Genomic DNA, 21,058 nt, shown 5'->3' on the forward strand with positions numbered 1-21,058 from the left:
CGGCGGCGGCGGGAAGGTCGACACGCCGGACCTCGACGGCCCCACGAGCCCGGACACACCGAACAGCCCGGACGGCGTCGACGGCACCCCGGGCACGCCAGGCGCCAGCCGCCCCGGCGACGGTTCCGGGAGCCCGCTCCGGCGGGACGCCGAAGATCCCGACCTCCGTTCCCAGGAACCGGTCGGGCGGTGCGGCCGCCGCGAGCCGATCGACATGGCGACCGGCGAGATGTACCTGGTGCAGAAGGACGTCCAGCTCCCCGGCCTGCTCCCGCTGGTGCTGCAGCGCGTCCACGTGTCGTCCTACCGCTCCGGCCGCCTCTTCGGCCCGTCCTGGGCGTCCACATTGGACCAACGATTGGAGCTGGACGAGCGCGGTGTGTGCTACGCCGGTCCCGACGGGGTGATCCTCGTGTATCCGCACCCGCCCGCGGAGGGCGAGGTCTTCGCGGAGGCCGGCGCCCGATGGCCGTTGGCGCGGGCGGCCGATGGCGGGTACACGATCCGCCAGCCGCAGAGCGGCCGCGTGCTGCGGTTCGCGCCCGCTCGGGGTGGTACCGCGGAACTCACCGCGATCGAGGAACGCACCGACCGGATCGACTTCGACCGTGACCCCTCCGGGATGCCCGTCGCGGTCCGGCACTCCGGTGGGTATCGGGTCGACGTCCGGACCTCCGATGGGCGCGTCACGGAACTCAGCCTGCAAGATCCGCCGTCCGGCGGGATTTCCCTGGTGCGGTACGGCTACGACGGTGGCAACCTCGTAGAGGTCGTCAACTCGTCCGGCCGTCCGCTGCGCTTCGCCTACGACCAGGCCGGCCGGATCATCCGCTGGGACGACCGCAACGGCGAGTGGTACGCCTACACCTACGACCACCGCGGTCGCTGCGTCCGCACGGAGGGCTCGGGCGACGCGCTCGCCGGCACGCTCGAGTACGACCTCGAGAACCGGGTGACGACCGAGACCAACTCGCTGGGCCACGTCCGGCGGTACCACTTCAACGAGTTCAACCAGCTGGTGCGGGAGATCGACCCGCTGGGCCACGAGACGCGGTTCGACTGGGACCGTTACCACCGGCTGCTCGCGCACACCGACCAGCTGGGCCGCACCACCCGCTACCGGTACGACGACCGGGGCAGCCTCACCGAGGTGACGCGCCCGGACGGTACGCGGGCGCTGATCGAGTACAACGCACAGGGTCTGCCCGCGACCGCGGTCGACCCCGACGGGTCGGTGTGGCGGTACGAGTACGACGATGCGGGCAACCGCACGCTCGTCGTGGATCCGACGGGCGCGGTGACCCGGTACGGCTACAACGAGTCGGGGCACCTTGCGACGATCACCGACCACTTCGGCAACGTGGTCCGCCGTGAGACCGACTCCGCAGGCCTGCTCACCGCCCTGACGGACCCCGACGGCGGCGTCACGCGTTACCGGCGGGACCAGTTCGGCCGGGTGATCCTCGTCCAGGACCCGGTCGGCGGCGAGACGCACCTCCGCTGGACGGTCGAGGGCAAGCTGTTGTCCCGCACGTTGCCGGACGGCACTACCGAGCACTGGAGGTACGACGGCGAGGGCAACGAGGTCGAGCGGGTCGACGCGAACGGCAACGTGACACGCGTCGAGATGACGCACTTCGACTTCTTCGCCTCGCAGACGGGCCCGGACGGTGCCCGGTTCGACTTCGTCTACGACAGTGAGATGAAGCTCCGCGCGGTTCGCGACCCGCTCGGCGACGAATGGCGGTACGAGTACGACGCGGCCGGCCGCCTGATCGCCGAGACGGACTTCACCGGTCGCGCCATCTCCTACGAGCGCGACGCGGCGGGGCAGCTGGTGTCCCGGACCAACGGTGCGGGCGAGACCACGGTCTTCGTGCGCGACGCCCTCGGCAACGTCGTCGAGCGCCGGTCCCGTGACGGTGTCGCGACGTTCGAATACGACCCGGCGGGGCGGCTTGTCCGCGCTCGCAACGCGGATGCCGACGTTCGTTTCGAACGGGACGCGGCGGGCCGGGTGCTCGCCGAGACGATCAACGGCCATTCCACCGTTTTCGCCTACGACGCTCTGGGCCGCCGCACGTACCGTCGCACACCCTCGGGCACGGAGAGCTTCTGGGACTACGGCTCGAGCCACCGGCCCGCTTCACTGCGTACCGGCGGGCGGACGTTCACCTTCGGGTTCGATGCCGCGGGCCGGGAGATCGAGCGGTTGCTCGACAGTGGAACGGCGCTGGCGCAGACGTGGACGCCCACGCACCGGCTGGGTTCGCAGACCGTGGCCGGCGTCGCCGACCGGGCGAACGGAACCATGCGGCACCTCTACGAACGCCGCTACCACTACCGGCCCGATGGTGTCGTGAACGCCATCGAGGACGACATCGCCGGAGTCCGGCGCTATGAGCTCGACGCGAACGGCCGGGTGGAACAGGTCGGCAGTCCGGACGGCTACGAGCGGTACTCCTACGATCCGGCGGGCAACATCCGGACCGCGGAGTGGCCGGACACCGACACGGACGGCCAGGGACGGCGCGACTACCAGGGCGCGCTCGTGGTTTCGGCGGGTCGCGTGCGGTACGGCTACGACCGTCAGGGCCGGATCACGTTGCGGCAGAAGAAGCGGCTGTCGGCGAAACCCGACACGTGGCACTACACCTGGAACTCCGAGGACCGGCTGACCTCGGTGGTCACGCCGGACGGCACGCGGTGGCGCTACCTCTACGACGCGCTCGGGCGCCGCATCGCGAAGCTGCGCCTCGCCGCGGACGGGGTCACGGTCGCGGAACGCACGGACTTCTTCTGGGACGGGTCCGTGCTCGTCGAGCAGATCAGCAGTGATGCCACCGCGATCTCCTGGGAGCACGAGCCGAGCGGACGGCGTCCCCTGGCTCAGGTCGAGCGCGTGTTCCGCGGGGACGGTTCGCAGCAGTGGTTCGACCGCGCCTTCTGCGCGATCGTCACCGATCTGGCCGGAACGCCGACCGAACTCGTCGACGGGTCCGGCGCCGTCGTGTGGCAGGGGCGCCGGACGCTGTGGGGCAAGGCATTGGCGCGCCTGGAGAACCGGGCCGGGACACCGCTGAGGTTCGCGGGTCAGTACTTCGACCTCGAAACCGGTCTGCACTACAACTTCCAGCGTTACTACGACCCGGAGTCGGGGCGCTTCGCGAGCAACGATCCACTCGGGCTCGAGGGCGGGTTCAACCCGCAGGCCTACGTCCCCAACCCGGTCAGCTGGATCGACCCGCTGGGGCTCACGGCCGCGGACGGATGCGGCCCGGACACGCCCGACGGCGAAGACGAGTACGTGCCGCTCTACAAGGCGCCGCAGCGCGGCCTCGGGCAGCAGCAGTACGAGCACGGCTACCGCGCGGACGATTACGGGGGGACGGGACCGTGGGAGGCGGGAGCGTTCTTCGCGCGTGATCGCGAGCTCGCGGACACCTATGCGGGCCACTACGGTGAGGGGGTCATCGAGATCCAGGTCCCGGCTTCGGAGTACGCGGATCGGTTCGCCCGGTTCGAACAGCCGTACCAGGGCGGGCCGCTGACCGAAGTCGAGATTCCCGCGTCTCGTGTGGAAGAACTCAACCAGTACCCGAGAAAGTGGCATCGATGATGAACGACGCGGAATGGGCGGCCGCGAAGGAACGCTTCCCGATCGGCTCGGTGGTGGAGGCCGTGGTCGCGGAGCACCTGCCGTTCGGCATGATCGTGACCCTGCCCGGGGAGGTGCCCGCGTTGATCGACGCCATCAGCTACCGGCCCGGCGGCGAAGACGTGTTCGACCATTCGAAGTGGCCTGCGGTCGGCGAACCGGTCCACGGCACGATCGCCGACCACCGGGACCGCAACCGGCAGATCCAGGTCCGGGTGGGGCCGCCCGTGTGGGAGAAGACCGGGAGTGACCGTTCCTGACGAGCTGCGGCGCCTGCCACCCGAGGAGCAGCGCGCCCGCTTGCGCGCGACCGAAGGTGGCGGCAACTGGCTCGGTCTCATCCAGACCGCGACCCTCTACGCCACCACCCCCGGCGAAAGCCGGGAGTCGTGGGCTCGTCTCGCGGTGGCGGCGCTCGAGGTCGCCCGGGAGACGGGCGCCCTCGCGGATCGGGAAGTCCGGCCGCGGGAAGCCAACCTCGCCCGCAACCTCGACGACCCGGTCGCCGCCGGGCTGCGGCCCGACGACGTGGCGGCCGCGTGCCTGGCCCTGGCCGGGATGACCCCGGCCAGGGCGGCGGCGGTGGAGTGGTCCCTGCGCTCCGAGGACGTCGGCAAGATGCGCACGCTGCGCCGGGTCCGCAACGTCGTCGTGCCCGCGGTCGAGCTGAGCGACCGGGTGGCGAGCGAGGAGCTGCGCCGGGAGCTGGAGGAGTGGCGCGCGGTGCTGCCGCGCCTGCCCTGACCTCGCGCGTACCGCCTGAGTCGTAATCCAAGAGCCGCTCTTCGACGGACGCGCGGGGCGGCCGTCTGCCGTAGCTTCGGGGGCGTGCGTGACCCCCGCCGGTGGCCGGCTCTCGTGGACGTGGTGCTCACCCTCGTCCCGCTGGGGTTCGTCCTCGTGACGACCACCGTGGCGGGCCGGGCGCAGCAGGATCCGCTCGACCTGTCCGGCTACCTGTGGCTCACCGCGGCCGCGTTACCGTTGTTCGCCGTGCGGCGGGTGCCGTTGCCGGTCTTCGTCGTCACCGCCGCGCTGACCTGGGCCTACTACAGCACGGACCACCCGGGCGGCCCGGCGGTCGTGGTGCCGACCATCGCGCTGTTCGTGCTCACCCGCGCCCGCGGGCCGCTCGTCGCGGGCATCGCCGGGTCGGCCGTCATCCTGGCCGGGCTGGTCGTCTACTTCGCCCGCGGCGGTGAACTCGTGCTCGACGCCCGCGCCGGGTTGTTCGTCGTCTGGCTGGTCGCCGTCCTCGGCATCGGCACCGCCGTCCGCAACCGCGTCGCGGCCAGGCTCGCCGCCGAGCAGGAGGCCGCCGAACGGCAGTCCCGCCTCGCCGAGCAGGAGCGGCTGCGCATCGCCCGCGAGGTGCACGACGTCGTCGCCCACAGCCTGGCCATGATCAACGTCCAGGCCGGCGTCGCGGTGCACGTCGCGGACCGGCGGCCGGACCAGGCCGTCGCCGCGTTGCAGGCGATCAAGGAGGCCAGCGCGACCGCGCTCGCCGACCTGCGCGCCACCGTCGCCGTGCTGCGCTCCGGCCAGGGCCTCGGGCCCGCGCCCAGCCTGAAGCAGCTCGGCGAACTGCTCGACCACACCCGCGCGACCGGCCTGACCGTCCGCGTCCACGGCTCGCCCGGCGACCTGCCCGCCCCGGTCGACGGCGCGGCCTACCGCATCCTGCAGGAGTCGCTCACCAACGTCGTCCGGCACGCCAACCAGCCCCGCACCGTCGACATCCGCTTCGCCCGCCGCGACGGACAGTTCCGGCTCGTGGTGCGGGACGACGGCCGCGGTGCGGAAACCCCCACCGTCGGCAACGGCCTGCGGGGCATGCAGGAACGCGCCGCCGCGCTCGGCGGCAAAGCCGAGGCCCACGTGGTCGACGGCGGTTTCGAGGTCCGCGCGGAACTACCCCTGGAGGAGACATGATCCGGGTCGTGCTCGCCGACGACCAGGCGCTGGTGCGCGCCGGGTTCCGCGTGCTGCTGGAGACCGAGGACGGGTTCGAGGTCTGCGGCGAGGCCGCGGACGGCGCGCAAGCGCTTGCCCTGGCGCGGGAACACCGGCCGGACGTGGTCGTCATGGACATCCGCATGCCCGGCGTCGACGGCCTCACCGCCACCCGCGAGATCACCGGCGACCCGGACCTGGCCGAGGTGAAGGTCCTGGTCCTGACCACCTTCGACGTCGACGAGTACGTGTTCCAGGCCCTGCGTTCCGGCGCCAGCGGGTTCCTGCTGAAGGACACCGACCCGGTCGAGCTGCTCCGCGCGCTGCGCGTGGTCGCCTCCGGCGAAGCCCTGCTCGCGCCGACCGTCACCCGGCGGCTGATCAGCGAGTTCGTCGGCCGCCCGGAGAACCGGCGCATCGACACGGCCGCGGTGCAGCGGATCACCGACCGCGAACGCGAGGTGCTGGCGCTGGTCGCGGGCGGTCTGTCCAACGACGAGATCGCCGCCCAGCTGGTGATCTCCACGGCCACCGCGCGCACGCACGTCAGCCGCATCATGACGAAACTCGGCGCGCGGGACCGCGCCCAGCTCGTCGTGCTGGCCTACGAGTCCGGCTTGGTCACGCCGCGCGGCTCACGGTGACGCAGCACGGCCACCAGCCGCACCAGGAACACCACGGCGATCAGGCCGACGAGGCCGATCTGGATCCACATCCGCGCCTCCTTCCCGTGCCCGATGCTCTGCTCGTTAGGCGCGCGGGAGTGGGAGGAGGTTGCGTGACACGCCGAAGTCACCCGTTGGGGGTGACCGGCTCACCTGCGAGGATGCGCGTCAGCGACCAGACGCGGTGCGGATCGAGGTCCACCGGGCGGGGCGCCGGATCGGGCCGCAACCGGCTCAGCAGGACCTGCTGGACCAGCGCGGTCGGCACACGGCGGGTGGCCAGCCGCCGCCAGAAGACGTGGTCCTCCAGGCCGTCGGCCAGCGGGTCCTCGGTCCAGCCGCCGAACGACTCGGCCAGTTCGCGGCGCACCAGGTACCCGCTGCCGAGGTAGGGCAGCTCCGCCAGCCGCCGCTCCTCCGGGGGCAGCGCGGCGACCAGTCCTTCGACCGGGTCGGCGACCGGGCAGTGCACCACGTCGACGTCGGCGGAGGCGGCGACCAGCCGTTCCAGCAGCCGGCGCGAGGCCCGCAGCCCGCCGTCGAGCACCAGCAGCCACGGCGCGGCCGAGCGCTCCAGCAGCCGGTTGCGCGTGTACCCGCGGCCCAGCGGCAGCTCGTGCCGCAGCAGGTCGGCGGGCCGGGGGCGGGGCCGCGGCGCGACACCGTCCTCGCCGACGAGGATCCGGCGCGGCAGCACGGTGCCGGCGAGCAGGTCGCGGACCAGCGGGTCCGGATCCGGTTCGCCGGGGCGGCGGACCAGCAGCACGTCCACCTCGGCCCGGTCGGCGTCCGGGAACACCGTGGGCACCGCCGAGGGCAGCCACTCCACGCCGGACGTGCGGCGCGCGTCCACGGTCTGCTGGCCCATGCGCGTGGCCAGCGGCGGGTTCTCGGCCGGCGCCCCCAGCGACCGGGTGCCGGCGAACCGCACGTCCCAGGAGGGGGTGTCGATAGCCAGCGGCCGCGGCTCCTCGACGGCTGTGGTCTCGGCGAGCGGGGCGCTCGCGGGCACCCCGGGCGAGGCGGTCAGCACCCGTTCAGCCAGTTCGACGAGCGTCTTCGCGGACGCCAGCGGGTCCAGCGCGGTGCGCACGAACTCGTACCCCGCCAGCCGCAGGTCGCGTTCCCGCTGCGGGTCCGCGGCCAGCGCCGCGGCCGCCGCGCCGAGCGACTCCGGCCGCGTCACGACCAGGTGCGTGCCGGACACCAGCGGCGCGAGGTCAGTGGACGGCTCGGTCAGCACCACGCAGCCGTTGCACAGCGCCTCCAGCACCCGCACCCACTCCAGCGCCCGCGAGCGCTCGCGGTGCAGGTTGAGCAGGAACCGCGAGTTCGCCAGGTGCGCGAACTTCGCCTCGCCGGGCAGGAAGTCGACCCGCCGCGGGCCCATCGGCTCGTGTGGCGGGGTGAGCAGCCGGACGCGCAGGTCGGCGAGGTCGCCGGCGTAGGACGCGAGCAGCTTCGACCGGCGCCGTTCCGCGGTGCCGAGGTAGGTCACGTCGATCTCGCGGGCGCTGTCCGGGTCGCCGCCCCACGCGTCCCAGAGCGGCGAGTACCCCAGCTGGAAGTGTTCGACCGGGATGCCGCGGCGGCGCAGTTCGGCGGTCGAGTCGTGGTTGATGTCCACCGCGCCTGCCAGCCCCGGCAGCAGGGCCGCGCTGCGCTCGAAGGTCGCCGTGCCCGGGTGCTCGACGCAGAAGGCGATGGTGCGGCGCCGCTGCTCCTCGGTCGGCTGGTCGGCCTCCGGGGTCACCACGAAGTACTCGTGCGGCACCACGACGTAGACCGTGTCGGCGTCCGCGTCCGGGTAGCGGCCGGTCGCGGTGGTCGCGTGGAACCCGGCTCGCCGCACCGAATCGGCGACCACCTCCAGCAGCTCCGCCATGAACCCGGAGCCGCCGGTCGCGGACACGAAGCAGAGCTGCGCGGTCATGAAGTCCGCCGCCGCACGGCCCGCAGCGGCGCGGTGACCCGCCAGCTCACCGTCGCCCGCGTCGCGTCCAGTTCCCGCGCCAGCTCGGCGGCCCGCTGCTCGGCGGCGAGCGTGCCGCTCTCGGTGAGCGGCGCCTCGGCAGGCGCCGCGCCGGACAGCTGCAGCTCGGCGTCCAGCAGCCGCAGCCGCAGCCGGTCGCGTTCGCCGCGGGTCTCGGCCAGCTCGGCGCGCAGCGAATCGCGTTCGGCGCGGGCGACCAGCACATCCCGCGCCAACGCGTCGGCCTGCTCGGCGCGGTCGGCGACGCCGGCCAGCTTCTCCACCTGCTTCACCAGCTGGTCGCGGTGCTTGGTCAGCTCGCGGATCTGCAGTTCCGACTCGCGCAGCTCGGTGCGCAACCGCTCGCGCTCCTCGGTGAACGCGACCCGCTCGGCCCGCAACCGGGTCAGCTCGGCGCGCACCGCACCTGGCAGCTCGTCGGTCATCCCCGCTCCTTCACCAGCTCGGTGAGCACGTCGGCGTACTCGGCGGCGTAGCCCGCCGGGTCCAGCCAGCCGCGCAGCTTTTCGTAGGCGTTCGCGGCGATCGCGCGCCGCCGGTCCGCCGGGGTGTCCAGGGCACGCAGCAGCGCGACGGTGAGCGCGTCCGCGTCGTTGGGCTCGAACAGCCAGCCGCTGTGCCCGTCGGCGATCATCTCCCGCGCGCCGAACACGTCGCTGGCCACGACCGGCAGGCCGCAGCACACGGCCTCCAGGATCGAGCGCGGCAGCGACTCCACGTCGGAGCTGTTCACGAACAGGTCCGCCGCCTCGAACCACGGCGCCGGGTCGCGCTGGATCGGCACCAGGTCGACCCAGTCCCGCAGCCCGGTCCGCTCGGTGAACTCGGCCAGCGCCAGCCCGTACGGCGACGGGTGGTGGCCGACGATGCTCAGCCGGATCCCCGGGTGCGCCCGCCGGACCCGGTCCATCGCGCTGATCAGCAGGCCCTGTCCCTTGCGCGGCTCCAGCACGCCGACGTTGAGCAGCAGCGTGGTGTCCTCGGGGATGCCGAGTTTCCGCCGCGCCGCGCGACGGTCGCGTTCGGACACCTGGCCGCCGTAGGCGACCATCGGCGTGCCGTAGCGGATCGTGCGGCAGCGCGCCGGGGACGAGAACGGCAGGAACATCTCGCGCGTGGCGTCGGCGACGAACAGCAGCCGGTCGGCCTCGCCCAGCGTGCTCACCCAGCGCTCGCGCACCGGCGGCAGCAGGCCCGCCGGACCCCAGTTCTGGTACGAGAAGTCGTTGAGGTCGAAGCTCTCGTGCAGCACCCACGCGGTCGGCAGCCCGGCCCGGATCGCCGCGTCCGCGCCGGGGAACGCGCCGAGCGTGTTCACCAGCGCGACCGAGGCGTCGGTGCCGCGCGCGAACTGGGCGAGCTCGGCGATGTGCCCTTCGTAGGATGCGACGTCGTGCACCCGGTACGGCGAGGTGAGGTGCACGTCGATGCCGTGCGCTTCGCAGTCCGCGCGCAGTTCGCCGTCGAGCTGGGTGACGACCGTGATGCGCCAGCCGTGCCGGGTCGCGAGCCGGTCGAGCAGTTCCTGCAACCACAACTGCCCGCCGCCGACCGCGAGGCTGTGCGTGAACACCAGCACGTGCCGCGGATCCGTGCCGCCACGCGGCCGCGCCAGCGCCTTCCGCGTGCGGTCGGCGAGCCGGGCGGCCAGCGCGACATCGGCGTCCTCGGCCGCCGGGTTGGACAGCACCACCTCGCGCGCCTCGGAGGTCCACTCGCCGGACAGCTCGCCGCGGACGCGGACCCGCACCGACAACGCGCGGTCCTCCCCGGCGGGCAGGTCGACCGGCACCCGCGCCTCGAACCCGCTGACCCCGGCGTCCGGGAAGTCCGGCAGGTGGTCGGCCACGTCCGGCCGCGGCAGGCGCGTGCGGGCGCGGACCGGTTCACCGCCGTCCACCAGGACCTCGACCAGCGACGGCGCCCGCGAGTCGAGCAGCACCCAGCCACGCACGAACACGACATCGCCCTGCGGGTTGTCGCCGTGCTTCGGGGTGTCGATCTCGTACAGCCGCAGCGGTTCCTCGTCGCCGAAGCGACCGACCTCGACGACGGCGCCGGTGAGCGCGTCGCCGTTCGCGGCGCGGACGACGACCTCGTGCCTGCCGGTCGGCACCGGGTCTTTCGTGCGGATCAGCAGACCGGTCGTGCCCGGCGGTTCGGTGCCCGTGTCGTGGCGCCGCACCTCCGCCTCGGACCCTCCGATGTGGACGGTCACGGTCTCGCCCGCGGTGACCCACCCGCGCAGCTCGAACAGGTGCCCCACCGGCCGTCCCGGCCGCACCAACCCGGCCGTTGCGTTCATCGTCCCGCCTTCAACGTCTCTTCGGCGTCCTTGACCAGGATCAGCACGTCCTGGTGGCCGTCCCAGCCCGCCTCGACGTACCCGGCAAGGCGCAGCCGCGGGGTGAGGACGTGCCCGGTCACCCACTCCGGCGTGCTCAGCGAGATGCCGTACCCGGGCTGGCCGGGGTAGTCGGCGTAGCCGAACCCGTGGTCACGGTAGTCCGCCAGCACCCGGGCGTGGTCCGCGGCCGTCAGGCCGTATTCGCCGCCGTTGGCCATCCGCCACGCGACGCGGCGGCCGTGCGTGGTGACCACCGCGACCCCGCCCGGCGCGAGCGCGCGCTCGAAGTAGCCCAGCAGCGCGTCCCACGCCGCGATGTCCAGGTGGGTCAGCACCGAACCGGACCAGATCAGGTCGATGTCGCTGACCTGCGGGATCTCCTCGATGCGCACCGACGCGGGCAGCCCGATCGCGCCGAAGAACCGCACGCAGTGCTCCACGCCGTCCAGTTCGATGTCGGAGGCGACGAGTTCGGCGTCCGGGAAGGCGGCCCGGAACGTGCGCAGCACCCGGCCGTAGCCGCAGCCGAAGTCGAGCACCCGCCGTGGCGCGGGACGGCCGGCGGCCTGCAGCCCGTGCAGGCACGCCCGCAACGCCTGCCCGGCCACCGCGAAGTAGTGCTCGGTGTTGCCGCGGAACATCGAGTCGCCGGACGCGATGATCCGGTCGACGCGGGCCATGGTGCGGGCGACCTGCGCGTCCAGTTCGGTCGGGGCCGGCGTGTGCCGCGTGGTCTCCTCGGCGAGACGGCGGCGCCAGGCCAGGCGCATCGCGTCCCGCTCGTGGTCCAGACCGGAACCGGAGGTGACGCCGCAGCGCCGGATGGCCTGGAACTCCGCCTCCCGCTCGGCGGCCGCGTCGACGAACGCCGTCGGGCGGTCGAGCAGGACACCGAGCCAGGCGGCCAGGTCCCGCACCGTCGTGCCGGGCGCGGCGCCCGCCCAGCCCGCGCGGGCGAGTTCGTCCGCGAGCAGCAGCAGGCCCCGGTCGATCACCTCGCCGGCGGTCGTCCCAGCGCGCTCCCACTCCAGGTCGATCGCCCGCGGCGGGTCGCTGACCAGCACGTTCGACGGGATCAGGTCCCACGACGGGTTCGCCCGCACCAGGTCCGCCCACGCGGTCAGCAGCTCCGCGGCCCGCCACGGCTGTTCCGTCAGCACCTCGGGCAGCGTCGGGGCGTCGACCACGACGTCCGTCCACTCGCGCACCGCGACCGGCCCCGGTTCCTGCGGCAGCAGGGGAGTGCGGCGGATCTCGTCGCCGACCACGTCCGCGCGGGTGCACCAGCGGGCCGCGCGGTCGGTGTTGAAGTAGGTGGCGAGCAGGTCGTCCGGCCACAGCCGGGCGGCCGGTTCGCCTGCCGAGGCGAGGAACAGCAGGCCGTCCACGGTGTCCAGGCCGAGGCCGCCCTCGACCATCTCGGCCCATCGCTCGTCGCGGCCGGCCAGCTCCACCGCCAGCCGCGGGTGCCGGTCGAGCAGTTCGGCGGTGATCACGGCGCGGGTGATCCGGTGACCGGGGAGGCAGCCGAGGACTTTGTGGACGGTCAGCCCGGCCGCGGCCAGCCGCCGCTCCCAGTGGCGGCGGGACTGCCCGCCCGGCCTGCCCACGCCGAGCCGGTTCGGCACCGCCAGGCACAGCACCCCGCCGGGCTTCAACCGGTCCGCGTGCTCGACGTCGGACGCGACGAGAAGGTCGTACCGCTCGCCGGGGACCTCGTCCAGCACGCGCACGCCGGGCAGATCGGCGGTGCGGGCCCGGACGGCCTCCGCGTGGTCGGGCTCGACGGCGTCGACCCGCGCCACCCGCTCGCCAAGGTACCGCGTCACCGCGCCGTGGCCCGCGCCCACTTCGAGCACGTGCGCGTCCGGCGGCAACCGGAGCGCCCGCAGCGCGTTGGCCCGGCCGTGGTCGAGCTGGTCCCGCTCGCCGGGCGCCAGCGCCGCGAAGTGCAGCTCGTCGGACAGCGCGGTGTGGTCGGCGGCGTTGCGGATGATCTCGGCGACCAGGTCGCTCACGATCAGCCCACCGGATAGGGCAACAACATCGAGCGGACGGTCCGCTGGTAGGCGCCCGACAACGCGGCCTCGTCGGCCAGGTCGCCCTGCGTCACGTTGACGCGGATCAGGTTCTCGCCCGACACCCAGGTGGCCCGGTACACGATCGGCGAGGCGACGAGCTTGTGGAACACCACCTGCGGCGGGATGTTCGGCAGCTGGTCGCTGATCAGCACCAGGCCGTTGCGCACGTAGTACTGGCGCAGCTGGCCGGCGAGCGCGGTCGCGGTGGCGGAGCTGTCCAGCGGGATGACCGTCACCGAGATCTTCTCGTTGCCGGGACCGCTGGCGTCCGGCTGGCGCTGCGAACCGCGCCAGGCGACCTCCTGCACCGAGCGGCTGCTCAGCAGCGTGGCCTCGCCCTCATCCATGATCCCCAGGTCGACCAGCCGGTTGACCGGCAGCAGACCGCTCTGGCCATCCGCGGTGCCCTCGGTCGGCGGGATCTTGTCCAGCAGCGCCTGGTTGGGCGAGTTGCTGGCGGCGCTCGAGGTGGGCGGCGCCTGCGTGGTCGTGGTGCCGGCCTGGGTGTCGTCACCGCCGGAGGTGGTCAGGAAGATCGTCAGGCCCGCGGCGACCAGCACCACGACGACCGCGACGGAGATCCAGACGGCCTTGCCCTTGCCCTTGGCCGGCTTGTCGTCGAAGGCCTCCGGACCCTGCGCGACCGGGCTGATCGGCGGGAAGTCGGAGCCGCCCCACGGCGGGCTCGCGTCGGACTCCGGCGCGTTCCACGGCTGCTGCACCGGCTGCGGGCCGGACTGGGGGAACCCGGCGGGCGGGGAGGCCGGGAAGCCCGCGGGCGGCGACTGCGGCGCGGGCGGGTTGGCGACGTACTGGGTGCGCTCCGGGTCCACCGGCGGCCTGGCCTGCCAGTTCGGCGAGACGGCCTGCGTCGGCTCCGCGGAGAAGTTCTGCGGCTGCTGCTGGGGCGGCTGCGGCGTGCCCTGCGGCGGGCTGATCGGCGCGATCACCTGCGTCGAATCCGCGGAGTTGTCCTGCTGCTGCGGCGCCGGCTGCTGTGGCTGGGACGCGCTGTCGCTGTAGGACACCGCGGACGAGAGCACCTGGTCCCGGCGGACGCGGTAGTCGTCCGCGGAGAGACGTCCCGAGGCAAGCTCTTCGTCCAGCTTGCGCAACTCCTCCTGCCAGGACACCCGGTAGCCCCCTAATCTGCTCTGGACGAGGCGGAACGCGTCCGCCGGATAGCGCTACGGTGACGACGCACATTGTGCACGCCTACCCTGCTCATCGCCGGTGAGGGTCATTTCGTGACCTTGTTCTGGTTAGGGTGTGACGAGGAGGGGGCGAAATGGCGGCACGCTGGCCCGCCGTGGCCGCGGTCGCCGGGGGAACCGCGCTCATCGGCCTGCACGGCTGGTCCTACGGCAACTGGATCAACGACGACGCGGCGATCACCTTCGCCTACGCGCGGGACCTCGTCGACGGCGCGGGGCCGGTGCTCCAGCCGGGTGCCGAACCCGTCGAGGGGTTCTCGAACCCGGCCTGGCTCGTCCTGCTGGTACTGGGGAAGGTGCTGCGCCTCTTCGACACCGGCGCGATCTTCGGTGTGCCCGACTACGTCCTGTTCCCGAAAGCGCTCGGATTGCTGTGCTGCGCCGGTGTTCTCGCCGCGTGCCACTTCGCGGTGAGCCGTGTCACGCGGTGGGCGTGGCTGGTGACGTTGTTCGCGGGCGGGTTGCTGGCCGCGATCCCGTCGTTCGTGATCTGGTCGCTGTCCGGTTTGGAGAACCCGCTGTACGCGCTGGCGGTGGCTTGGCTGGCGGCGCTGTTGTTCGGCGCGGTGGCGGACGGGCGGGTGGCTGCCGTGCGGGTCGGTCTCGCCGCCGGTCTGCTGGCGGTGGTGGCGGCGCTGACCAGGCCGGACGGGGCGATCTTCCTGGTCGCGTACCCGGTGGTGGCGCTGGTGTTCGCGCGGCGGTGGCGGACGCTGCTCCCGGCGGGGGTGTCGGTGCTGGCGTTCGCGGTGCCGTACGGCGCGTACCTGTTGTGGCGGCACGCGGAGTTCGGGCGGTGGGTGCCGAACACGGCGGTGGCGAAGAACCAGCAGCCGCCGTCGTGGTCGAACGCCGGGCGGGTGGTGGAGCCGGTGGAGTACCTCGGCTGGCCGGTGGTGCTGGCCGGGCTGGTGACTGTGGGGCTGGCGTTCTGGCTGGTCCCGGCGTTGCGGCGGCCGTTGGTGGCGTGGCTGGTGCCAATGGTGCTCGCGCTGGCGGCGTACTGCGTGCTCAACCCGGAGCCGGGCGGCGAGTTCCGGTTCGCGACTCCGTTTTGGACGTTGGCGGCGCTGGTCGCGGCGCTGGCGGTGGTCGAGGTGATGCGGGCGCTGTCGGTGCGGTGGCGGGCGGTGCTGGCGGTCGTGCTGGTGGCCGCGGCGGTGCCGAGCGCGCCCGCGCTGGCGGACTCGGGGCGCGGGTTCGCGAGCGGCCCGGTGGTGCCGCTGTGCCAGATCGCGGACCGGTACGGGCGGTTGTTCAACGGGTACGCGGACACGATCGGCTTGCGGCAGGGGTCGGTGCTGCTGCCGGACGTCGGCGGGACGGCGTTGACCAGCCGGTTGCGGGTGGTGGACTCGGTGGGGCTGGCGGACGCGCGCATCGCGGACCTGGTGTCCACGGGGGACTTCCAGGGGTTGCGGGACTACGTGTTCGACGAGGTCAAGCCCACGTTCATCCACACGCACGTGCCGTGGACCGACCTGACGGGGCTGACGTCGGACGGGCGCCTGGCGGTCGAGTACGCGGCGGTGGTGCTGGACCGGACGGGCAAGAACGGCGACTGGGTGCGACTGGACGCGCTCGACGGCGACGACCTGGTGAACCTGCGGGCGTACGCGCGGGTCACCGTGCCACGCGTGGAAGCCTCGCGCGCGGCGGCGGTGACCGGGCGGTGTGGTGACGTGCTGCGGCCCGGCCAGGTGCCCTAGTTCGGCGGGAGGGCCGTGGCCAGGGAGGTCTTGGTCTGGGCGAGGCGTTCGGCCAGCGAGTTCGGGTCGCCGTCGAGGCCCTGGGACACCCAGATCGCGACGGCGTAGCTGCCGGAGGTGTACCACGTGCCGCTCATCTGGCCTGCCGAGTTGCTGCCGGTGACGGCCTTCGCGTCGGTCGACCCGGACGGGACGGTCTGCAGGCCGGCGGTGAGGGAGTGCTCGTAGAGGCCGCGGGTGATCGAGGCCGCGGCGGCGGGCGAGCTGGCGGGGACGACCAGGACGAGGTAGCCCTGCGGGCCCTGGGAGGAGCCGCGGAAGATGACCTGGTTCGCGCCGTTGTCCTTAAAAAGCTGGCCTTCCTCGCGGGAGTACAGCTTGAGGTCGATGCCCTGCTCGACGGTCAGGGTGCCGTTGTTGGTGCTCGGGGTGCCCGGCAGGGTCGGCAACCGCGCCTCGACGGCCTCCGGCGAGCTGACGGCGGAGGTGGTCGGCTGGGCGGTCGTGGTGGTGTTGTCGCCGCGCAGGAACCACACACCGGCCGCGACCATCGCGAGCACGACGACGACGCCGAGGGTGATGAACAACCAGGTGGGCTTGCGCTTCGGCGGCGCCTGCAACACGGGCGCGGCGTCGAAGGGAAGCTGCTGACCGGGCCCGTGCAGCGGCGGCGGCGGGGACATGCTGGGCAACGGCCGGGCAGGCGGAGGCACCGGATTCGTGACGACCGTCGGAGCGTCCTCGATGGAGGGGAAGCGCATCGAATCGGTGGCCCGCTCGTCGGCCGGGCTGGGGGCGCTCGTGGGCTTCTTGGTGGCGAGCAGCTGCGCCGAGATGCTCTGGGTGGGCCCTTCCTCCGTGGCGAGCGCACTGCCCACCTCGGGAGCCTGCTCACCCTGCGGTTGGCTCTGGGATTGGCCGGCTTGCGGCTGATTCTGCTGCTGGCCCTGCGGTTGGTCGGCCTGCTGGCCCTGCGGCTGGCTCTGGCCGCCTTGCTGCTGCCCAGCCTGCGGCTGCCCGCCCGGCTGCCCAGCCTGAGACTGGCCGCTGTGCGGCTGCCCCTGCGCGACCTGCGCGTGCCCGGCTTCAGCCTGCGGCTGGCCGGCCTGCGGCTGCTCCTGCTCCGTCTGGCTGCCCCCACCCTGGGGCTGGCCTTGCCCGGGCTGCGGTTGGGCGCCCGGCTCAACCTGGCCGCCCTGACCCTGCCCGACCTGACCCGCCTCGACCTGAGCCGGACCAGCCTGCGGCTGCCCCGCCGGAGCTTGCCCCGTCGCGCCGGTCTGAACCTGCCCGTACCCGTCCTGCGGCTGCCCGACTCCAGCAGGCGCCTGCCCCACCTGAGGCTGAATCCCCACCTGCTGCCCCGGCGCACCCGGAGCCTGCGGCTGCCCCGGCACCCCGGCGGGCCCCTGCGGCACCCCACCCACCGGCTGCTGCCCGTACTCGCCCGGCGGAACCTGCCCCTGCGGCCACCCCTGCGGCGCGAAACCCTGCGGCACCCCGCCCTGCGGCACCCCGCCCTGCGGCACCCCGCCCTGCGGCGCGCCCTCCTGAGGCCACCCCTGCGGCGTCTGCGGCCACGGCGCCTGCCCCGGCTGCGGAGCGAACCCCGCACCGGCCGGATTCGCACTCTGCCACTGAGGCGCCCCGTCCACCCGCCCCCGCGGCGAGGCGACAGACGCCGGCGCCACATTGCCCGACGCGGCGGCGAGCAGCTCGTCCCGCATCTTGCGGTGCTGGTGCTGGGTGATGGTCCCGTTGGCGAGCTCGGCGTCCAAACGGCGCAGCTCGTCCTGCCAACTCATCCCGGGGCTCCTCGGTCAACTTGCGCACGGTGGACGTCACCGAGAAGATAGCGCGATCACCGGTTCGATGGGTGTGGATGTGTCCGATCCGCCCTGCTTACCCCGCCGGCAGCAGCGGCTCCACCTTCTCGGCGAACGTCCGTGCGTCCGGGCACGCTCGAATGCCGTCGGCGGTATCGGACAGCGTGGCTATGACCAACACCCGTGCGTGCTCGGTCACCTCGAGTGCGATAGCGCAACCGCCGGTTGTGGTCTGCGCCTGCATCGCCCTTCGGCCGTTGATCGAGGAATTCACCACACCGGTGTTGGCCCTCGCGAATTCACTGAGTCCCTGTTCGGGATCCATGGCCAACGCGAACGATCCCCAACCCGGCTTCACCGCGACGCACTGGTTCCGCGCGCTCTTGTTTTCCCCCGGGTTGAACCCCTGGCCTGCGTTGAGCTGATCCAGGAGCCGGCAAGCGTTCAGCCCGTTGAACACGTCCGCGCTCGCTGTCGGTGCGGTCGTGGGCGCGGGTGACGCTGTGCCGGCCACGGTGCTGGTACATCCTGCCGCCGCGGCCGCGAAGCACACGAGACCGGCCACAGCGTTGATGGTGCGGAACTTTGTGCTCACCGGGGTTCCTGGTCCTTGAAGGTGCTGAGAGTCTCGCTCACCGCGTCGTCGGCAACCTGGTACTTGCTGATCGCGATTTCGACCGCCTGCTGCAGGGTGGTCAGCAAGTCGACGGCGGCCGTGAAAACCTGGACGAGCGACTGGTCGTCCGAATCCATTGCGGTCAGGAAGTGGGCGGATGCCTTTTTGGCGTAGTCGTCGTTGCCGAATTTGGGCGCTTGCTGGAGCAGGTAGATCCTCGGCCGGATACCGTCCAGGCGTTCCTTCATCTGCTCGATGGCCCGGCGCAGGTGTGTGCCCGTCTCCTCGTCCACTGCCCACCGGCCGGCTTGCGCGTCCGCCAGCATGCGCTTCGCGTCGGTGTTCATCGTGTTCAGTTGTTGCTCGCCGCCGAAGACGTTGGCCACCTGGGTGGCCACGTCGCCGGAGTTGTCGCTCATGAGCCCTCCCTCGCTCGGCCAGCACGATATCGCCCGGGCTGCCCAGCTGCCAGCGACTACGCCGCCTCCTCCAGGTACGCCGCCGCTTGCAGGGTGAACAGTGACGCGTAGTCGCCGCCCTGGGACATCAGCTCCTCGTGCGTTCCTTCCTCCGCCAGGCGGCCCCGGTCGAGCAGCAGGATCTTCTCCGCCTGCCGCACCGTCGAGAACCGGTGCGAGATGTACAGCGTCGTCCGGCCCTCGGACAGCGCGCGCAGCCTCGCGAACAGGTCGTGCTCCGCCGCGGCGTCCAGCGCCGACGTCGGCTCGTCCAGGATCAGCACCGGCGCGTCCCGCATGAAGGCCCGCGCCAGCGCGATCTTCTGCCACTCCCCGCCGGACAGCGACACCCCCTGGTCGAACCACCGGCCCAGCGGGCTGTCGAAACCCCGCGGCAGCCGGGAAATCCGCGAAGCGACCCCGGCCCGCTCCGCCGCGTCCTCGATCCGCGGCCGGTCGTCCAGCGCGCCCAGCTGCCCGAGCCCGATGTTCTCCGCCGCCGTGCCCTGGTACGTCACGTAGTCCTGGAACATCGCCGAAATCCGGGACCGCAGCTCGTCCGGGTCGAACTCCCGCAGGTCCACCCCGTCCAGCAGGATCCGGCCCCCGGTCGGGTCGTAGAGCCGGCACAACAGCTTGATCAGCGTCGACTTGCCCGCCCCGTTCCGCCCGACGACCGCCACCGTCTCCCCGGGCCGGATCTCGAACGACACGCCGTCCAGCGCCTTCTCCCCGGCGCCCGGGTAGCTGAACGACACGTTCTCGAACTCGATGTGCCCCCGCACCGGCTCGGGCAGCGGCTTCGCCACCGCGGGCGCCGTGATCCGCGGCGTGGTCCCCAGGAAGTCGTACAGCGTGTCCAGGTACAGGTTGTTCTCGTACATTCCGGAGAACCCGCTGAACAACCCCTGCACCGACGTCTGCACCGCCGCCGCGGCCGCCGTGTACAACGCCAGGTCCCCGATCGTCAGCCGCCCGGCCACCGCCTCCAGCGCGATGTACAGCGCGATCCCGGAACCGGCCAATGTGGACAACAGGCTCCACGCCGTCCCCACGAAGTTGCGCCGCGTCGTCAGCTTTCGCTCACGCGCGTAGTAGTTCTGCCCGAGCCGCCGGAACCGGTCCACCAGGTACGGCCCGAGCCCGAACAGCTTGGTCTCCTTGGCGTAGGTATCGGTGGTGACCAGCGAGTTCAGGTAGTCCATCCGCCGCCGGATCGGCGACATCCACAGCGACAGCACGAACGCCCGGGACCCGTACTTCGACTGCGAGATGAACGCGGGCACCGGCGCGAGCAGCGCGACGACCGCCAGCAGCGGGCTCACCGACACCAGCAGCACCACCATGCTGCCGAACGTGATCGCGGTGCGCCCCAGCCCCAGCGCCGAGGTCAGCATCGACACCGGCCGTTGCGGCGCCTCCTGCGACGCCTGCCGCAGCTGGTCGTAGGACTCCGAATCCTCGAAGAACTGCAGGTCCAGCCTGCTCGCGTGGTCCATCACGCGGTGCCGGATGGTCAGCGTCATCCGCTCCTGCAGCAGCTGCTGCGCCGCGTTCGTCAGCGCCGTGCTGATCGCGGTCATCGTGAACACGCCGAACTCCAGCGCGGCCAGCTCGACGATCCGCGTGGTCGTCCCGTGTCCCTGCACCGCCGCGACCACCGCGTCCAGCAGCAGCTTCGCCACGTACGCGGTCAGCGTCGGCATCAAGCCGCTCACCACAGTGGACAGTGCGATCAGGACGGTGGTGAGCGGGCTCGCCTGCCAGGCCAGCCGGAACACCCGCGGCAACCCGCGCACCGTCCCGCTCGTCGCCTGCCGCAGCCGGGCCAGCCGGGACCGCAGGTCCTTCGGCTCGTCTGCCCGCGCCGGGTCCGGGATGTCGACCGGGCCGGTCAGGCCGCTCTGGGCGACCGAACTGCTGCGCCGCCGCATCTGCCGCCGCAAGCTGATCGACGGGCCACCGCCGTGCATCACGCCGCCACCGCCCCGTGCAGGAACACGTCGATCAGCTCCGCCGTGGCGAGCCCGCCCTGGTCGTCGCGGCGCCGGGCGAGCAGCAGCGACAGGAAGATCGCCGCCAGCTTGTCCGCGGGCAGCCGCAACGCGTCCTCGTCGGTGAACAGGTCGGCGAGGGACTCACGCATGGCGCGGAACGACTCGCCCCGCCTGCCCTGCTTGAACTCGCCGCGCTTGAGTCTGCCGGAGGAGTGCAGCGCGCCCATCAGCGCACCCATCCGCTCCAGGTGTGCCGACAACGCCTCCGCAGCTTCGGTGAGGCGGTCCGCCAGCGGCTGGTCGAGCGGGATCTCGGCGATCACCGCCAGCGCGCTGTCCGGTTTGAGCGCCTCGGCGACACACGCGTCGAGCAGTTCGTCCTTGTCCTTGAAGGCGCGGAAGATCGTGCCCTCGCCGATCCCCGCGGCGCGCGCGATCTGGGCGGTCGTCACGGCGGCGCCGTGCTCGACGACCAGCGGCAGCACGGCCTGCACGATCATCCGGCGCCGGTCTTCGGCGCTCATGCCGGGCGCGCGCC

The 21,058-nt window shown here is 72.6% G+C and carries 16 protein-coding genes; 6 read left to right on the forward strand and 10 right to left on the reverse strand.

All coding sequences use genetic code 11. The annotated features are described in order from the left end of the window. From L2C96_RS21135 to L2C96_RS21155, 5 genes are all read left to right on the forward strand, one after another. A partial coding sequence (locus L2C96_RS21135; protein WP_237337456.1) for an RHS repeat-associated core domain-containing protein occupies positions 1–3,619 on the forward strand: 3,619 nt, incomplete at its 5' end. After that, the gene (locus tag L2C96_RS21140; protein WP_020416329.1) at positions 3,616–3,918 is read left to right on the forward strand and encodes a S1 domain-containing protein; all 303 of its coding nucleotides are present in this window, start codon (positions 3,616–3,618) and stop codon (positions 3,916–3,918) included. The genes L2C96_RS21135 and L2C96_RS21140, both read left to right, overlap by 4 nt. Next, complete coding sequence (locus tag L2C96_RS21145; protein ID WP_237337457.1) at positions 3,905–4,402, forward strand: hypothetical protein; 498 nt, start codon at positions 3,905–3,907, stop codon at positions 4,400–4,402. The genes L2C96_RS21140 and L2C96_RS21145 overlap by 14 nt, the downstream gene beginning before the upstream one ends. 114 nt (positions 4,403–4,516) lie before the next feature. Continuing rightward, positions 4,517–5,593: a sensor histidine kinase gene (locus L2C96_RS21150; RefSeq protein ID WP_237337526.1), complete on the forward strand. Its 1,077-nt coding sequence runs from the start codon at positions 4,517–4,519 to the stop codon at positions 5,591–5,593. Next, a complete protein-coding gene (locus L2C96_RS21155) occupies positions 5,590–6,258 on the forward strand; it encodes a response regulator (RefSeq protein ID WP_020416332.1) in 669 nt (222 codons plus the stop codon). Before L2C96_RS21150 ends, L2C96_RS21155 begins: the two co-directional genes overlap by 4 nt. A 148-nt stretch (positions 6,259–6,406) precedes the next feature. Here the strand turns inward: L2C96_RS21155 and L2C96_RS21160 are convergent, their stop codons facing one another. The 5 genes from L2C96_RS21160 to L2C96_RS21180 are packed head-to-tail and all read right to left on the reverse strand — an operon-like array spanning position 6,407 to position 13,815. Continuing rightward, positions 6,407–8,212, reverse strand: coding sequence for a glycosyltransferase family protein (locus tag L2C96_RS21160; protein ID WP_237337458.1), 1,806 nt, complete (start codon positions 8,210–8,212; stop codon positions 6,407–6,409). Continuing rightward, the gene (locus L2C96_RS21165) at positions 8,209–8,697 is read right to left on the reverse strand and encodes a hypothetical protein (protein ID WP_237337459.1); all 489 of its coding nucleotides are present in this window, start codon (positions 8,695–8,697) and stop codon (positions 8,209–8,211) included. Before L2C96_RS21165 ends, L2C96_RS21160 begins: the two co-directional genes overlap by 4 nt. Next, positions 8,694–10,577 carry a glycosyltransferase family 4 protein gene (locus tag L2C96_RS21170; RefSeq protein WP_237337460.1) on the reverse strand — a complete coding sequence of 628 codons (1,884 nt, stop codon included), beginning with the start codon at positions 10,575–10,577 and terminating at the stop codon, positions 8,694–8,696. Before L2C96_RS21170 ends, L2C96_RS21165 begins: the two co-directional genes overlap by 4 nt. Further along, positions 10,574–12,637: a class I SAM-dependent methyltransferase gene (locus tag L2C96_RS21175; RefSeq protein WP_237337461.1), complete on the reverse strand. Its 2,064-nt coding sequence runs from the start codon at positions 12,635–12,637 to the stop codon at positions 10,574–10,576. The genes L2C96_RS21170 and L2C96_RS21175 overlap by 4 nt, the downstream gene beginning before the upstream one ends. Positions 12,638–12,639: 2 nt before the next feature. Then, positions 12,640–13,815 (reverse strand): hypothetical protein, encoded by a 1,176-nt coding sequence (locus L2C96_RS21180; RefSeq protein WP_020416337.1) that lies wholly within the window; start codon positions 13,813–13,815, stop codon positions 12,640–12,642. Positions 13,816–13,988: 173 nt separating this feature from the next. On the opposite strand from L2C96_RS21180, the gene L2C96_RS21185 reads away from it, so the two are divergent. Then, on the forward strand, positions 13,989–15,623 hold the full coding sequence (locus L2C96_RS21185) for a hypothetical protein (protein ID WP_237337462.1): 1,635 nt from the start codon (positions 13,989–13,991) through the stop codon (positions 15,621–15,623). Here L2C96_RS21185 and L2C96_RS21190 read toward each other — a convergent pair. From L2C96_RS21190 to L2C96_RS21210, 5 genes are all read right to left on the reverse strand, one after another. Next, on the reverse strand, positions 15,620–17,428 hold the full coding sequence (locus L2C96_RS21190) for a hypothetical protein (protein ID WP_237337463.1): 1,809 nt from the start codon (positions 17,426–17,428) through the stop codon (positions 15,620–15,622). The genes L2C96_RS21185 and L2C96_RS21190 overlap by 4 nt on opposite strands. A 97-nt stretch (positions 17,429–17,525) precedes the next feature. Beyond that, on the reverse strand, positions 17,526–18,044 hold the full coding sequence (locus L2C96_RS21195; RefSeq protein ID WP_237337464.1) for a DUF3558 domain-containing protein: 519 nt from the start codon (positions 18,042–18,044) through the stop codon (positions 17,526–17,528). Further along, the gene (locus L2C96_RS21200; RefSeq protein WP_020416341.1) at positions 18,041–18,484 is read right to left on the reverse strand and encodes a hypothetical protein; all 444 of its coding nucleotides are present in this window, start codon (positions 18,482–18,484) and stop codon (positions 18,041–18,043) included. The genes L2C96_RS21195 and L2C96_RS21200 overlap by 4 nt, the downstream gene beginning before the upstream one ends. 56 nt (positions 18,485–18,540) lie before the next feature. Continuing rightward, entirely contained in the window at positions 18,541–20,496 is a 1,956-nt protein-coding gene (locus L2C96_RS21205) for an ABC transporter ATP-binding protein (RefSeq protein WP_237337527.1), read from the reverse strand. Further along, positions 20,496–21,044, reverse strand: coding sequence for a TetR/AcrR family transcriptional regulator (locus L2C96_RS21210; protein WP_237337528.1), 549 nt, complete (start codon positions 21,042–21,044; stop codon positions 20,496–20,498). The genes L2C96_RS21205 and L2C96_RS21210 overlap by 1 nt, the downstream gene beginning before the upstream one ends. Between the last annotated feature and the right edge of the window lie 14 nt (positions 21,045–21,058).

Origin of the sequence: Amycolatopsis tucumanensis (assembly GCF_021654135.1) — a bacterium.
Taxonomy (GTDB): Bacteria; Actinomycetota; Actinomycetes; order Mycobacteriales; family Pseudonocardiaceae; genus Amycolatopsis_E; species Amycolatopsis_E tucumanensis.